General features: G+C 54.9%; 12 protein-coding genes. 5 read left to right on the forward strand and 7 right to left on the reverse strand.

Features of this window, described 5'->3' with window-relative positions:
* Window positions 1-21: 21 nt before the first annotated feature.
* The 5 genes from BUC26_RS02030 to BUC26_RS02055 form a co-directional block, all read right to left on the reverse strand.
* The gene (locus tag BUC26_RS02030; RefSeq protein ID WP_073373148.1) at window positions 22-2274 is read right to left on the reverse strand and encodes a CHASE2 domain-containing protein; all 2253 of its coding nucleotides are present in this window, start codon (window positions 2272-2274) and stop codon (window positions 22-24) included.
* Between the two features lie 13 nt (window positions 2275-2287).
* Window positions 2288-3844 (reverse strand): sigma-54-dependent Fis family transcriptional regulator, encoded by a 1557-nt coding sequence (locus BUC26_RS02035; RefSeq protein WP_084540377.1) that lies wholly within the window; start codon window positions 3842-3844, stop codon window positions 2288-2290.
* A gap of 924 nt (window positions 3845-4768) precedes the next feature.
* The gene (locus BUC26_RS02045; protein WP_073373150.1) at window positions 4769-5347 is read right to left on the reverse strand and encodes a hypothetical protein; all 579 of its coding nucleotides are present in this window, start codon (window positions 5345-5347) and stop codon (window positions 4769-4771) included.
* A 124-nt stretch (window positions 5348-5471) separates the two neighbouring features.
* Window positions 5472-6095: a glutathione S-transferase family protein gene (locus BUC26_RS02050; protein WP_073373151.1), complete on the reverse strand. Its 624-nt coding sequence runs from the start codon at window positions 6093-6095 to the stop codon at window positions 5472-5474.
* Between the two features lie 218 nt (window positions 6096-6313).
* Window positions 6314-6688, reverse strand: a complete 375-nt coding sequence (locus BUC26_RS02055; RefSeq protein ID WP_073373152.1) for a hypothetical protein — start codon at window positions 6686-6688, stop codon at window positions 6314-6316.
* 275 nt (window positions 6689-6963) lie between these two features.
* On the opposite strand from BUC26_RS02055, the gene BUC26_RS02060 reads away from it, so the two are divergent.
* From BUC26_RS02060 to BUC26_RS02075, 4 genes are all read left to right on the forward strand, one after another.
* Window positions 6964-7728 (forward strand): FadR/GntR family transcriptional regulator, encoded by a 765-nt coding sequence (locus tag BUC26_RS02060; RefSeq protein ID WP_073373153.1) that lies wholly within the window; start codon window positions 6964-6966, stop codon window positions 7726-7728.
* Between the two features lie 262 nt (window positions 7729-7990).
* Window positions 7991-9649, forward strand: coding sequence for a choline dehydrogenase (gene betA / locus BUC26_RS02065; protein ID WP_073373154.1), 1659 nt, complete (start codon window positions 7991-7993; stop codon window positions 9647-9649).
* The gene (gene betB / locus BUC26_RS02070; RefSeq protein WP_073373155.1) at window positions 9646-11130 is read left to right on the forward strand and encodes a betaine-aldehyde dehydrogenase; all 1485 of its coding nucleotides are present in this window, start codon (window positions 9646-9648) and stop codon (window positions 11128-11130) included. Before betA ends, betB begins: the two co-directional genes overlap by 4 nt.
* 123 nt (window positions 11131-11253) lie before the next feature.
* Window positions 11254-12204, forward strand: a complete 951-nt coding sequence (locus tag BUC26_RS02075; protein ID WP_073373156.1) for an ABC transporter substrate-binding protein — start codon at window positions 11254-11256, stop codon at window positions 12202-12204.
* A gap of 146 nt (window positions 12205-12350) precedes the next feature.
* On the opposite strand, the gene BUC26_RS02080 is transcribed toward BUC26_RS02075, so the two are convergent.
* Both BUC26_RS02080 and BUC26_RS02085 read right to left on the reverse strand, forming a co-directional pair.
* The gene (locus BUC26_RS02080) at window positions 12351-12722 is read right to left on the reverse strand and encodes an STAS domain-containing protein (protein ID WP_073373157.1); all 372 of its coding nucleotides are present in this window, start codon (window positions 12720-12722) and stop codon (window positions 12351-12353) included.
* Window positions 12723-12862: 140 nt separating this feature from the next.
* Entirely contained in the window at window positions 12863-13315 is a 453-nt protein-coding gene (locus BUC26_RS02085; RefSeq protein WP_073373158.1) for an ATP-binding protein, read from the reverse strand.
* Window positions 13316-13602: 287 nt separating this feature from the next.
* Here BUC26_RS02085 and BUC26_RS02090 point away from each other — a divergent pair, with 287 nt between their 5' ends.
* On the forward strand, window positions 13603-14415 hold the full coding sequence (locus tag BUC26_RS02090; RefSeq protein WP_073373159.1) for an outer membrane protein: 813 nt from the start codon (window positions 13603-13605) through the stop codon (window positions 14413-14415).
* The last annotated feature ends 88 nt before the right edge of the window (window positions 14416-14503 follow it).

Consider the following 14503-nt stretch of genomic DNA (forward strand, 5'->3'; position numbering starts at 1 on the left):
ACTTCCACTTCAGGCAGGGAGTTATTTTTCCAAACGGATAACTCCCTCCCAGTCTTCCGGTGGCGAGTCCTGCCGATAGAGGGCACACCGTCGCAAGTAGAACTGCGATGGGCCATCCTTGCTGTCCAGGGCGCAGGCCTGTTCAAAGACCGCCGCCGCATCCTGCCAGCGACCCTGAAGAAAGAGTTCCAACCCCTCGGGAAAGATTTCCGTAATCAGAAGACGCCGTTTGCCGCACAATTCACCGGGAGGCAGCAACTCGAATACGGATACCGATTTGCTTTTGCCGCCGAGCAGGAACCTGCCGAGATAGCGACTGTCGATCCCGTCGCCCCCTTCGACAACCTCCCGGGAAGCAATCAACCAGGTTCCGAGATACTTGTTCAACCCTTCGATACGCGATGCGGTATTGACGATATCGCCGACCGGTGCGTATTCGAAATGCCCTTCAGCGCCGATATTGCCCATCAGCAGATAACCGGCATGCAGGCCAACCCGGGTGGGCAGCTGTCGGTCCGAATGCTCCCGGTTGAAGCGCTGTACCGCCGTCTGTATCTGTACCGCCGCCCGGCATGCTTTTTCTTTCAAGGCCCGCTGCGGGCCAGCCGACGGCCACAGGGCAAACATGGCATCGCCGACGATATTGCAGACCAGCCCCTCTTGCTCGTTGACCTGCCGGAACAATTGTTCAAAGTATCGTTTCATCAGTGCGCTCAGTTCGGTCGGCGTCAACTGTTCCGACAATGCCGTATAGTTCTTTGCATCACTGAGCAGGCAGACGCCGTAAACCGTCCGGTCGCCGGTGGTGATAAAGGAGAGATCACGTGAAAGTTCCTGTACCACGGCATCCGGCAGGTAGAGGCGAAACGCCTTTTCGATATGCTCCCGCTCCCGCCGCGCACCCAAATACCTGGTGACCATCGCCGCCAGGAAGACGCCGGGCAGCAACACGGCCAGCGGCACGACGATAGGGCTCCAGGCGCCGGCCAGAGAAAACCAGGCGGCAACAACCATCAGATAGCTCGCACCGCAGCCGACCAGCAGCAACGCCGCCGGCAACGGTGGCAGCAGGAAACAGGCCAGGCTACCGGTCAAAGCAGCCGCCAGCGTCAGGCCGCTGCCCGTCGCCGTTGACACCTGGCGAACAGGGCGATTTTCCGACAAATTGGCAAACACTGTGGCGGCCAGTTCGACGCCGCTCAAATCGAGCCCGTCGGCCTGCGAAAACACCGTATAAAACCCATCTTGCTGCTCGGACCAGCTCGTTCCGGCGGCGCCGACAAAGACGACACTGTCCTTGATCAACGCCCCGATCCTCGGGTCATCCAGATTACGATCGGCGAGAATATCGTGATAAGAAAAGGTTGGAATCGTTGCCGGTGGTCCGTAGAAATCGATATGGATACTGTTTTCTCCCAGGTAGGCGGCAAGGAGCCCGCGCAGCTGCTGTTGGCGCGGAGCAGGCAGCAGCCGCACGGTTTGCTCGATACGGCCGGCAGCATCACGGCCTGACTCGGAAAACTGCAGACAGAGCGATCTGATACGTCGCATCGTATCCACCAGACCAATAGTGTTCGGCACCTCACTGCCGTCGGACGGCACTGTAGCGGCACAGTCGGGAACCAGCAAACGAAGCACCCGGTAGAGATGCTCGTAATCCTCCAGTGCCATGACTTGCAATGCGACAACCGGCAGTGTCGGAATCCCTCCCGCTGACGATTTGAACGTCCAGGACCGACTCACTCGTACCGGAATTTTCGGGATCGGAAACGGCGCCCGGGCCAGTGCCGCATCGGCAAATATCGGGGCCGGCGGGATCAGTTCATCAACTTCGGCAGACAGCTGACCGGAGGAGCCCGGCCCGGCGTTGCCGGATCGTCTGACGAGTTTCTCGCAGAGTACAACCCGGCCGAATCGGCGAATCGACTCGGCGAAGACCCGGTCATTAACCGGATCGCGCGTTTCAGCGAAATGGATATCGAAGACGACGACGGCGGCACCGGCAGTGACAAGTCGGTCGAGCAGCCGGGCAAAGAGCAGCCGGGGCCAGCGATCGAATTGCTTCGGCAGGCCGAGCATCCAGGAAGAACGGTGATCGACATTGACGATTACGACATTGGACGGCGGCTCCCGAACCCCTCGCAGGCGAAACAGCAGCGCCAACCCGAAACGTTCCTCGACCATCTGCCCAAACGGGGACTCGATCAGGAACACACCGACCAGCGTAAACAGCACCGTGCATACCAATGCCCGGCCGGATTGATTCATTGCCATTGTCGGTCCTTTATCAGCTGTTGATCCCCAGGGCCGCTATCTTGTTGAGCAGGCCCTGCCGCGACAGACCGAGTGCTTTTGCCGTCCGTGAACGATTACCGTGCTCGCGCCGCAACGTTTCGTCGATAATGCGGCGCTCCACCTGACGGACGATTTCCTTCAGGGGCCCGGCAAAGGATACCTCGTCGATCTCACTCCGGCCGCTCTGCAGGTAACGGATCTTTCCGGACAGCATTTCCGGCAAGATGGTTTCCGTTCCGGCGGCCATGGCAACCGCCCGCATCATCTCGTTTTCCAGTTCGCGGACGTTGCCCGGCCAGTCGAAGCGAAGCAGCAGGTCCATCGCCTGTGGCGACAGGACAGGAACCGGCCGTTTGTTTTTCCTGGCGTTCTTTTCCAGGAAATGTAACGCCAGTTCGAGTATATCGTCTTTCCGCTCACGCAGAGGTGGTGGCGTAATTTGAAAGACGTTGATGCGGTAATACAAATCTTCCCGGAACGCTCCCCGGTTGACTTCATCGGCCAGATCGCGGTTGGTCGAGGCGATCAGGCGCACGTTGACCTGACGCGTCCGGTTGCTGCCGACCGGCCGCAACTGTCCTTCCTGCAAGACCCGCAACAGCTTGACCTGCATCGAAAGAGGCATCTCGCCGATTTCATCGAGAAAAATCGTGCCGCCGTCAGCGATCTCGAACAATCCTTTCTTCTCTGTCAGCGCACCGGTGAAGGCACCCTTGGCATGGCCGAAGAGTTCACTCTCCAGCAGGTTCTCGGGCAAAGCGCCACAGTTTTCGGCAACGAAGGGCTGGTCCTTGAGCGGGCCGTTATAATGAATGACCTTGGCGATCAATTCCTTGCCGGTTCCCGTTTCGCCCTGGATCAATACGGTGGTGGTCGTGTCGATGACCTTGGCAATCAGATCGAACATCTTTCGCATGGGCAGACTCGAGCCGATGATCTCCTTGAAACGGAAGCCGGTCTGTGCCTGGGAAAGCAGCGTCTGCCGTTCCCGCTCAAGGATATGCAGATGATCCTTGAGATCACCATAGAATCTCGCGTTCTCCAGGGAGACGGCAATCGTCCCGGACAGGATTTCCAACAGCTTCTTGTCTCGCTCGGTGAATTGACCGCTGCGTTTGTTCAGCGCGTAGAGCACGCCAAGAAAACTCCTCCTGGTGCGCAGCGGCACGCAGATCATCGATCGGGTAGCGAAATCGTGCAACATGTCAAAACCGTCGTAATATCGCCGGTCATCAGACACGTCATTGATGAAGACCGCCTGGTCATGCTCCATAACCCAGCCCGCCACCCCCTTGTGGTCGGGGAATCGAGGCGCAGTTTTGTGCAGATACCCCTCAACCTGAGCGCCCTCGACCATGCGAATGAAATAAAACTCCTTCTGGGCCGGGTCGTGCATCGCGATGGAAGCACCCTCGATATCGAAAATTGTTTTGATCTTCTCCAAGATGGTGACCAGCATCTCATCCATATTGCCAATGGTATGAAACGACGCAATCACCTCGCTGAAGAGTGAAAAATCCTTTTCCGAAAGATACAGCTCATCGGCCATGGAACAGCTCCAGCCATATGAAAGGACGAATCCGTGCCCGAAGGACCGGACACGTGTGGCGACTCTGTACACCTATTGTACGAAATCGCCATGGGAATGTCTAATCACTGGACGGGTTTTTCACCCCGGCACCGACGGGAAATCCCTGCCAGAGCATAACGATGATCACAACAATCTATTATTAACGGCAAGTTAGACAACTTATCAACACAAACCGGAACGGCGCCTATCATTCTGGCACCGTCTTCGCAATAGGAAGACTAGAAACCGAGCCAAGAGGGTAACAACGGTTAGGGTCAGTCACCTGAACCTGACACACCGGCGACGGAGAACGTCCTGCAAACTGGTGCAATTGACATGCACTGAAAACAGCATCGATAAGGGGGTAAGGGCATGTACGCATTCACAGATTTCATCGTATGGTTGTGGTTGTTGCCGGTCACACTGTTCATCATCCTGCCACTGGCTATGCTTGCAGTGTGGTCTGTCAGCAGATTGATCAGTGGTCTCAGAGTTGGTCAACAATCCCTGACAAAGGCAAATCGACAGATCTCCGATTCGGCAATGGCTTCCGGCATCCGCGCCTGACCGCCTGGAATCGGGAGATGGAGAGCTGCACGGGGAGTTTTGCTGCCGCTGTCAAAAACGTGTACAGCCACAGCAAACCTCCCCTACCGGCGGTCCGCTGACCTCCATCACGATTCACTACGAAACAAGCGCGCGAAAATCCCAAAGTATCCCGTCAGCTCTCCACCAGACACCACACGGGCACACCCGCCCGTACGAACCGGCTGCGACAGTCTCTGCCACATGAAACGAGCCAACGACTCCCGCTACGGAGTAAAACGCCCTGCCATAGTGTATTCCTCCACCTGCCGTAACGGCAGCTGTTCACAGCAAACGAGACGTTGAAAACGCCCAGCATCACCAGGGACAATTGGTCAGACGCGGATTGGCACCGTTGTTGGTCTCATTCAACTCCGCAATCTTGTGGTTGGTATCGATCCAGACAAGCCCGGTAGCCGCCGCCTTGGCTATGCAGCCGGTGTCGTAATCGACGGAGCCGCCGGGCGGCTTGAGACTGCCGGCCGGATCAATCCTTTTCAGAGGAACCGGGTTGCGGAGAGCTGGGTTTTCAAGACCTGCAGAGATATGAGCCTGTGCCTTGCCATGCTGGTCATCCGGGATTCTCCCGGTCCCGATATTTTTAAATCGACAGACGAACCGGCACCCTTTGGCCTGCCAACACCGCTCGACAATCAGATCCGGCAACTGCCGCGGCACAACGGCACTCGTAGCCGCCGGTTGCCGCTCCAGGGGCTGAACTCCGGGCTTCAGGCCCTTCTTTTCCTCTGCCGCCGCATAGCTGCCGGCCATGCAAACGAGCCCCGCTATCGCCGCCATGAGCACGAGTGCCAAAACTGTTCTGTTACCGTTCATAACGCCTCCCGAATTGAGATTGCCGACGCGAAATTCGCCTGGTTGGTCAGTTTCGCTCTCCATGTCTCTCCTGTCAAACCGATGTCTCCGCTAACGATTAGTACCCGTTGCGCGATAAACGGTTTACAAGAAAGTGAACAGACGGCAAAAAAAAGCGTGAACGGCTTGGCTCAAAGCTCGCTGGCGCTCAGAACGGCTTGTGGTATTCCTGATTCTCTTTCTTGTAGCCGGCTTGAAATTCAGGAAGGGCCGAAACGTCCTCAATCAATCGCCGGACATTGGTACCGAGGACGATGCCGGCATCGGGGAAATTCTTTACCCAACTCGCATAGACCGTCGCCAAATAATCGACCACCGTTGGCTCATCACCGGTAATAAAGCGCTTCTCGTCCAACTCCTTGTCAAGGATTGCCCACAAACTTGACACCTGCACGGCCAGTTGTCTGAGAACTCCGGCCCGCTCACCCTCATCCATCTCTACCCGGAAACGAATGGCAAACATGCGGCCGTAGGCCGGGTGCAGGGTGGCGTAATCAAACATCAGCCAACGCAGGAACTCCGCTTTCTTCGCAAGATCGGTCGGCAGCATGGATGAACTGTGCTTCTCGAGCAGATACAGGACGATTGCCGCACCTTCGGTAATGATCTGACCCTCGGGGGTCTGCAGCGCCGGCACCTGATTGGTCGGCACCAGCGCCGCATAGTCATCCACATCCTCCCGTTTTACCGGAATATAGGAAACCCCAAGTTTTTCCAGTAGAACCGTAATGCCGGAAGAACACGACCCGGGAATCGTATAGAGTGTATACATAGTCTCTCCTCCAGAGGAAAAGTCCGCTGTGCTGTCTGACCGACCGCACATACGGGATATTACTGATTGCTCAACACCATCAGATGTGCTGAGAACAGGTCTTCACTGTAACTATCCTCGCCGGAGAGGCAACCCCGGCAGATCGACAACCGATTGCCCTGGCAACGGAGCAACTCCACGGCCGCAGGTGAAGATGCCGCCCATCATGCTTGCCTGCACTACCTTCCCGAATCGACGATGTCATACAGTATCATTGCCGCTATCACCGTCCAGCCAACAAAATGAAACATGATGACTCCGACAGGATCGAGAAAGTCGGAAACGGTATTCAAGATTGCACTGACGAGAAAGACCGTGCCGAGCAGCATCATCATACTCAGGATGTGGGTGCAGATCAGGATGGCCTTGTTGTCGATATCACTGTAGCCATACGACGTCCATAACTGGCTTATCGTCGCCCAAACAACCGGTATCGCGACAAAAAAAAGAAGCAGATTGTTTTCTTCAGGAAGCCGGTAATCGAGGTAAAACTCAAACAAAAAGACTCCGAGTACAAAAATCAGGCAGTTTCTGATTACCACGAACGTTCTCATATCACTCCTCCAAGGTCTCAGGAATTATCCCATGACAGAAACGAGGAATCTCCGTATCTCCCCAACAATCGAGAAGAATCAAAAAGCTTGACAAGTGCCTTCCGGCACGGTTAGTTTGGTACTACCAATTTGACAAACAAAAGACTCGAACATTTTTTTGACAGATCATTATATCCCAACTATAACGTTATAATTTTAAATATTGCGCGACCATCAGTCTAATTTATTTTCATAAATTGTCAAGTTTGGTAGTACCATTTCAAGTGAGCTGAATTATGACCACCACGTCAATCTTTACACCGGTACAAATCGGCAGAGCAGGGGAGGACATTGCCCTGCAGATAGAGGCTGCGATCCTTGAGGAAAAGATTCCGACCGGCGAACGCTTGCCAAGCGAAAGAGAACTGCAAGCCCAGTTCCAGTGCGGTCGCGGTGTCATTCGCGAGGCTATTCGCGCCTTGAAGCAAAAAGGACTGGTAGAGATCCGCAAGGGGGCAAAAGGCGGTGCCTACATCAAGCATATCGAAGCCGCCAATGTGGGTGAATCCCTGGCGCTCTTTCTCAAGCAAAAACAGATCGGACCCGGCTATATAGCCGAATTTCGCGAGAGCATTGACCGGGTTATCACCATTTTGGCAATCGCCCGGGCAGATAAGGTCGAAAAAGAGGCGCTTGTTACTGAAACTTCCAAACTTCTGCAAATGCTTGAGGGACCGGAGGTGGACAAGGAGACTCTGGCGAGGCATGACCGGGAGCTCAATATCCGTCTTGCGAAAATGAGTAAAAACCCGATCTTCGAGTGGGTCATGGAAGCCATCCAACTCGGCTACAGCTCCCAGGATTATGCCCTTTACGACCAGCCGGGCTATCGTCGGAAGACCGCGGAGAACTGGCATGCGACCGCTTGTCGCATCGCCGACAACGACCCGATGAAGGCGCTGAACTCAATAGCTGCTCATTATGCCTTGCTGCAACGCTGCATTGACGAAATTACAGAGAAACCGGAAAACGACGCCGAAAGCAACGAGACATACGCCTGAACGGTTTGTCATGAATTGCCTTATTCCTCCGGTTCACGCGGGCAAGCAGTACTGCAGAGCCTTTCCGCGTCTCACCGGCGGCTGATTTATACTGGGAAGCTTGAAACATTCGGGATCTCGTTCAAGATCGAGGCGCGCAAGAACATTTTACCGCAGGCTCTATGATATTCCGGGAATAAAAATGTGAATGCGCAACGATGAGCTGGGGCGAAATGACAATTTTTCATGGTTCCCTAACGTCTTCAAAAAGGAGTAAACTGAAATGCCAACAAGCGATTACGATTTTATCATAGTAGGCGGCGGTTCGGCGGGAAGTGTTCTGGCCAACCGGTTGAGCACCAACCCAAAGAACAAGGTGCTGGTCCTGGAGGCAGGCAAGCCGGATTACCGCTGGGATTTTCGTATTCATATGCCGGCCGCCCTGACCTACCTGCTCACCGACAAGACCTACAACTGGCTCTACGAATCGGCCCCCGAGCCGCACATGCACAATCGCCGCGTCGCCCAGCCGCGCGGCAAGGTCCTCGGCGGTTCGAGCAGTATCAACGGCATGATTTACATCCGCGGCAATGCACTCGACTACGAGAAATGGGCCGCCGATGAGGGGATGGAAAACTGGGGCTACGCACACTGCCTTCCCTACTTCAAGAAAGCCGAAAACCGCCTCCAGGGAGCTGATCAATACCATGGCTCCAACGGCCCGCTCTATCTGCAAACAGCCGAATGCGACAACCCGCTGTTCCGCGCCTTTTTCCAGGCAACCGAACAGGCAGGCTATCCGCTCACCGATGACGTCAACGGTTATCAGCAGGAGGGCTTCGGCAGGTTTGACCAGAACATCTATCGAGCGAGGCGGCATAATGCCGCCCGGGCCTATGTACACCCGGTCAAGAACCGAGCGAACCTGACGGTCCAGTGCAAGTCCATGGTCCGGCGCATCCTGTTTCAGGGGAAAAAGGCCGTTGGCGTGGAATACGTCAAGGGCGGAACGACGCAAAAAGCATACGCAGGAGAAATCATCTCCTGTGGCGGAGCGATAAACTCGCCGACGCTGCTCCAGCTTTCAGGCATCGGCAACGGAGGCGAGCTGAGCAACCTTGGAGTCGAAGTCGTCCACGACCTGCCGGGTGTGGGAGAAAATCTTCAGGACCACCTGGAGTTGTATGTCCAGTATGCCTGCAAAAAACCGGTCAGCATGTACCCGGCACTGAAATGGTACAACCAGCCCAAAATAGGCTATGACTGGTTGGTTCACCGCACCGGGGCGGCGGCCACCAACCATTTCGAAGCGGGCGGCTTTATTCGCGGCAATGACAGGGTGGACTACCCCAATCTCCAGTTCCATTTCCTGCCGATTGCCATCCGCTACGACGGCTCCGCCCCTGCCCAGGGGCACGGCTTCCAGCTTCATGTGGGACCGATGAACTCAGACGTTCGCGGTCACGTCAAGATAACATCACCAGATCCCGCCGTGTACCCGGAATTGTTTTTCAACTATCTCTCCACCGAGCAGGAGCGCCGGGAATGGCTCGAAGCGATCAAATGCTCGCGCGCCATTATCGGCCAGCCGGCGTTTGACGAACTGCGCGGCGAGGAACTGGCCCCCGGACCGGCGGTCCAGAGCGACGAAGAGATTCTCGATTTCGTCGCCCGCGAAGGCGAGAGCGCTTATCATCCCTCATGCACCTGCAAGATGGGCTATGACCGGATGGCCGTGGTCGATGCCAAGCTCAAGGTACACGGAGTCGAAAACCTGCGTGTCGTCGATGCCTCGATATTCCCGTCGATCACCAATGGCAACATCTATGCCCCGGTCATGATGGTAGCGGAAAAAGCAGCGGATTTGATCCTCGGCAACACCCCGGAACCCCCATCCGAGGCAGGTTTTTACCGGTTCAACGAGGGACAGGAGACAAAATGACAGGTACCGAGAAAAGCATGTATATCGGCGGCCGCTGGCTCCCGGCGGTCTCGGGAAAGACCCGGCGCATTTTCAATCCGTTCAACGGACAGGTCGTTGCCGAGGTCGCTGAAGGCGATCGCGACGACGCCAAAAAAGCCGTCAACGCTGCCCGGCAGGCTTTCGACAGCGGTGTCTGGTCGGATCTTCCCGCTGCTGAGCGGGGAGTTCTGCTCTACCGACTGGCCGAAAAAATAGCAGAGCAGAGCGAAGAGCTGGCTCGACTTGAAACCCTGGATACCGGGAAAACCCTGGAAGAGAGCCGCTGGGACATGAGTGACATCGCCGGCATCTTCCGCTACTACGCGGGCCTTGCCGACAAGGACGGCGGCGAACTGATCGACTCGCCGATCCCCCACAGCGAAAGCCGGGTGGTACGGGAACCGGTCGGGGTCTGCGGCCAGATCTCGCCGTGGAACTACCCCCTGCTGCAGGCGGCCTGGAAACTGGCGCCCGCCCTTGCGGCAGGCTGCACCGTGGTCATCAAACCGAGCGAGATCACCCCGCTGACCACGCTGAAAATCACCGAGCTCGCCGCCGGCCTGAATTTCCCGGACGGCGTCATCAATACCGTGCTCGGGCCGGGGCACAGCGTCGGCGCGGAGCTGGCGGAACATCCTCTGGTGGATCTCATCTCCTTTACCGGCGGCATAGAAACGGGCAAGACCATCATGCGCGCCGCAAGCGGCAACGTGAAGAAAATCGCGCTTGAGCTGGGCGGCAAGAATCCCCATATCATCTTTGCCGATGCCGACCTCGACGCTGCCCTGGAGGCGGTCTTGAACGGGGTCTTTTTTCACGCCGGCCAGATCTGCTCAGCCGGTTCCCGCCTGATGATCGAAGATAGGGTTCATGACCGATTTGTCGAACGACTAAAATCGAGAATGGCCGCCATTCGGCTGGGCGACGGCATGGAGTCGGCGACGCAGATGGGACCCCTCATTTCAGCGGAACACCTGGCCAAGGTCGAGAGCTACATGCGGGTCGCCGAGTCGGACGGCGCCCGTCTCGAGCTCGGGGGTACGCGCCCCGAAGCCCCGGAACTTAAAGATGGCTTCTTTTTCCTGCCGACGCTTCTCACCGGATGCCAAGGCGACATGCGCATCGTCCGGGAAGAAGTGTTCGGCCCGGTCATCACCGTGGAAACCTTCAGCGACGAAGACGAGGTGGTAGAACTTGCCAACGCTACGATCTACGGGCTGGCCGCCGGTTTCTGGACCCGCGACGCGGACCGGATGCACCGGGTGGCAAGACGGCTGCGTTTCGGCACGGTCTGGATCAACGATTTCAATGTCTATTTTACCCAGGCCCCGTGGGGCGGCTACAAGCAGTCCGGACTCGGCCGTGAACTGGGACGCCACGGCCTGGAAGAGTACACCGAAGTAAAGCACGTTTTTCACAACCATCGGCCGGAACCACCCTGCTGGTTCGGCAACTCCTGAGACAGCTCAGCGCTGATCAGTGAGCAGTATGGTGCATGCGCCCCTTTCACAACTCGTGAGAGAAGGGCACCACGGGCCATCGACGGCCTGTCAGATACCCATATCTTCACGGAGGACAGATCTATGCAATCGCAGAGAACACGAAAGATAGCGCTCATTTTACTGGCAGCGGCGCTGTTATTTTCCGGGCCGGCCTACGGGGCACAGGAAGTTCGCTTTGCCAATGTCAGCTGGACCGGGGTAACGGTCAAAACCGAACTGGGCAAATCTATCCTCGACAGCCTCGGCTATGAGGCCACCATTAAAACCCTGTCGGTCCCCATTGCCTACAAAGCACTGGATCTGGGTGATGTCGACGTTTTCCTGGGCAACTGGATGCCCTCCATGGCAAGTATTGCCAACGAATTCTTCGAAAAGGGAACCATCGTACAATATGTTGCCAACATGCCTGGGGCCAAATACACCCTGGCCGCCCCCTCTTATGTCGTTGACGGCGGGCTGAAAGATTTCAGCGATATTGCCAAGTTCGCCGACAAACTCGAATACAAAATCTACGGCATCGAACCGGGCAACGACGGTAACCTCATTATCCAGTCGATGATCGACGAAAACAAGTTCGGACTCGGTGACTTCAAACTGATCGCCACCAGTGAGCCAATCATGCTTTCCGAGGTCAAGGCATTCAGCAAAGAAGAGAAATGGGTGGTCTTTCTCGGCTGGTCGCCACATTACATGAACCAGATCATCGACATGAAATACCTCACCGGTTCCACGGCCGAGACCTTCGGGGAGAACGACGGCACCGCCACGGTCTACACCAACATCCACAAGGGGTTCGACGAGAAAATGCCCAATGTCGGCCACTTCCTGAAGAACTTTATCTTCCCGATCTCGACGATCAACGAGATTTCACTGATGCTGCAGAACGACAAGCAGCTGGGCCACGGCGAGGCCGGTCTGATCTATCTGAAAAAACACCCGGAAATCTATCGCGCCTGGCTGGAAGGAGTCACCACCGCCGACGGCATCAAACCGGCGCTTCCCGTCTTCGAAGCCTACCTCGAGCAGATCTGATTCTGCCCTGCCGGCCGGCAAGACCGATGGTCTAACAACAATGCCATCCCCATTTTGGTAAACAAGTTTTATCCAAGCTCATCTACTCAAGACGACAAGAAAAGGGATTAACATCATAATTTAGCGGTTAATCCCTTTTTTCCTCCCTATTGCCTCGCCTTTGCCTGCATCCGGTCGAGGTATCCGTCCAACTCCTGATCGTTGGCAAAGACCTTTAGATCGGGGAGCGAAAGCATTATCTCAAAAACTTTGACTATCTGGGGTTGGCGGTTTGCAAGGATCAGCCTGCCATCATTTGTTTTCAGCACTCTCAGCGCTTTCATGACAGAACGAATACCAGCAGAGCTGATGTAGTCTAAATCTTTCATATCCAGGATGAGCGCCTTCAATGGCATAGCCGTTTCGTCTTCTATTACTTTGTCAAGCTTCGGAGCCGTTTCAGAGTCCAGACTTTTGCCGAGGTGAATTCTGGTAACTCCGTTTCGCGTATCTTTTTCAATCCGTATATCTAACGACATTCATAATACCTCAGACAGTTTTTTAATATCTCTGGTTACACCATGTTCACCCTTCAGGGAGAGAAAAAGAGCTGGTTTCATTCCGTCAACGTGATGCACCAGGTTTGTGTTACCTATTGTGGCATGAGGGAGGACACAGCTCAGCATTTGATTGAGACGAGAAAGTGGTTTTGGTTGTTTTTTCGTGCGTAATGAGCTTGCTCACTGATTTTTCTTATCATCATGATTCCAAGGCCTCCTATTTTGATATCGTCAAGCTCTTCACCAAACGGGGACACAGGAGGTTGAGTCAACGGATTGAAGGGGATACCGTCATCAATAAACTGGACATGCAACGACGAATCGCTATGGCCGAGCAACATTATTATCTCTTTTTCTGTTCCTGAATAATAGACGATGTTGACGAAAACTTCTTCGCAGACGAACTTTACATTGGTCAGGTTCTGCTGCGACAGTCCATTTTTTTCGAGATACTCGGCAAGCAGGTGAAACAGCCTGTCCAGTTGCCCAATCTCCGGAGACAGAGCATGACACTCTTGAACAACTGTCCCCGTACCACCGCAGAATAAGTAGTCAGTATTGGTAGTGGTCACAATCTTTCCCGCATCTATTATTCATCACCATTTAACACAATTCTCACTTGGAAATGAAGAGACGGCAATCAGAAATTGCTTTTCTGAGGGATCTGCCACCCCCGCTCATAGACTATGCTCCATGGCTCATCAATTTTCCTGGTAATGGGGTTTCTTTTATGATCCACTGCCGCAATACGTGAACCACAATCATGCCCGTATCAGGACGAACACGTAGATTCAGCCGGGAACCTTGAAAATTGAACGAAATTTCGAATATTCAAGCCCCCCAGTCATAGAGGGAACCCATGGGATCATTACAATCAGCATTTCTCCGCGCTGCTGCCATCATCTGCTTCACAACCCTGCTTCTTGCAACCACAGCGGCACACGCTGCTCAGCCAGGAATGTTTTACACAAAAATCGGCCTTGGTGGATCATTTTCCAAAGATACCACCTTTGCAGACAGAAACTGTGAATCGAGTTCACCCGCCGCCCTTTTTGGCTGCGGTCCAGGGAATGACGGGAGTCCTCTCGGCGCAGACGGTGGTTTCGGCAACTCCGCACTACTCGAATTCGGAGGCGGCTATCAGGCATACCAATGGCTCAGAGCGGAGATCCTGCTCGCCTATCGACCTGATTTTTCTTTTTCGGGAAGCAGCAATTTCCGCCAGATAAATCCATCTTACAAGCAACGGGTTACCGGCAACGCCGCCAGCTTCTCCGGATCGTTGAATGTAATTTTTGATCTCGCATCAGTCATGGGGCTGAGCAAACAGAAACTTCATCCGCTTCTTCTCGGCGGCATTGGTTTTTCGCATAATCGGATAGAATCCATGAACTATCACTTTCCGACAACCGTGACCCAGACCCCGAGCGGCTCAACCACAGAATTCAGTTGGAATGTAGGAGCTGGCGTCGCCTACGACTATACTGAAACAATCAGCTTTGAGTGTATCTACCGCTACAGTGATCTCGGCATGATCGAAACCGATGCGGATGCCATACTCATCACGAGAAGAAGTGACAATGCAATCATCTCCGACGCCATCGTCATCGGCAAGACCCGTGCTGATTTTACCGCGCACGAACTGCTCTTCAGCGTCATCTGGTATTTCTGACCGCAAAGCCAGAAAAAATCTCTACGAAACAACCAGATCAAAAACACCATCGCCAGCCACCCGAAACCAAAAGCAACCTTGACATAGT

Source organism: Desulfofustis glycolicus DSM 9705, from assembly GCF_900130015.1.
GTDB classification, from domain to species: Bacteria; Desulfobacterota; Desulfobulbia; order Desulfobulbales; family Desulfocapsaceae; genus Desulfofustis; species Desulfofustis glycolicus.

Excerpts from the sequence above, each read along its gene's own strand:
- BUC26_RS02030 (WP_073373148.1), bottom strand. The coding sequence starts at position 2,274 with ATGGCAATGAATCAATCCGGCCGGGCATTGGTATGCACGGTGCTGTTT.
- BUC26_RS02035 (WP_084540377.1), bottom strand. The coding sequence starts at position 3,844 with ATGGCCGATGAGCTGTATCTTTCGGAAAAGGATTTTTCACTCTTCAGC.
- BUC26_RS02045 (WP_073373150.1), bottom strand. The coding sequence starts at position 5,347 with ATGGAGAGCGAAACTGACCAACCAGGCGAATTTCGCGTCGGCAATCTC.
- BUC26_RS02050 (WP_073373151.1), bottom strand. The coding sequence starts at position 6,095 with ATGTATACACTCTATACGATTCCCGGGTCGTGTTCTTCCGGCATTACG.
- BUC26_RS02055 (WP_073373152.1), bottom strand. The coding sequence starts at position 6,688 with ATGAGAACGTTCGTGGTAATCAGAAACTGCCTGATTTTTGTACTCGGA.
- BUC26_RS02060 (WP_073373153.1), top strand. The coding sequence starts at position 6,964 with ATGACCACCACGTCAATCTTTACACCGGTACAAATCGGCAGAGCAGGG.
- betA (WP_073373154.1), top strand. The coding sequence starts at position 7,991 with ATGCCAACAAGCGATTACGATTTTATCATAGTAGGCGGCGGTTCGGCG.
- betB (WP_073373155.1), top strand. The coding sequence starts at position 9,646 with ATGACAGGTACCGAGAAAAGCATGTATATCGGCGGCCGCTGGCTCCCG.
- BUC26_RS02075 (WP_073373156.1), top strand. The coding sequence starts at position 11,254 with ATGCAATCGCAGAGAACACGAAAGATAGCGCTCATTTTACTGGCAGCG.
- BUC26_RS02080 (WP_073373157.1), bottom strand. The coding sequence starts at position 12,722 with ATGTCGTTAGATATACGGATTGAAAAAGATACGCGAAACGGAGTTACC.
- BUC26_RS02090 (WP_073373159.1), top strand. The coding sequence starts at position 13,603 with ATGGGATCATTACAATCAGCATTTCTCCGCGCTGCTGCCATCATCTGC.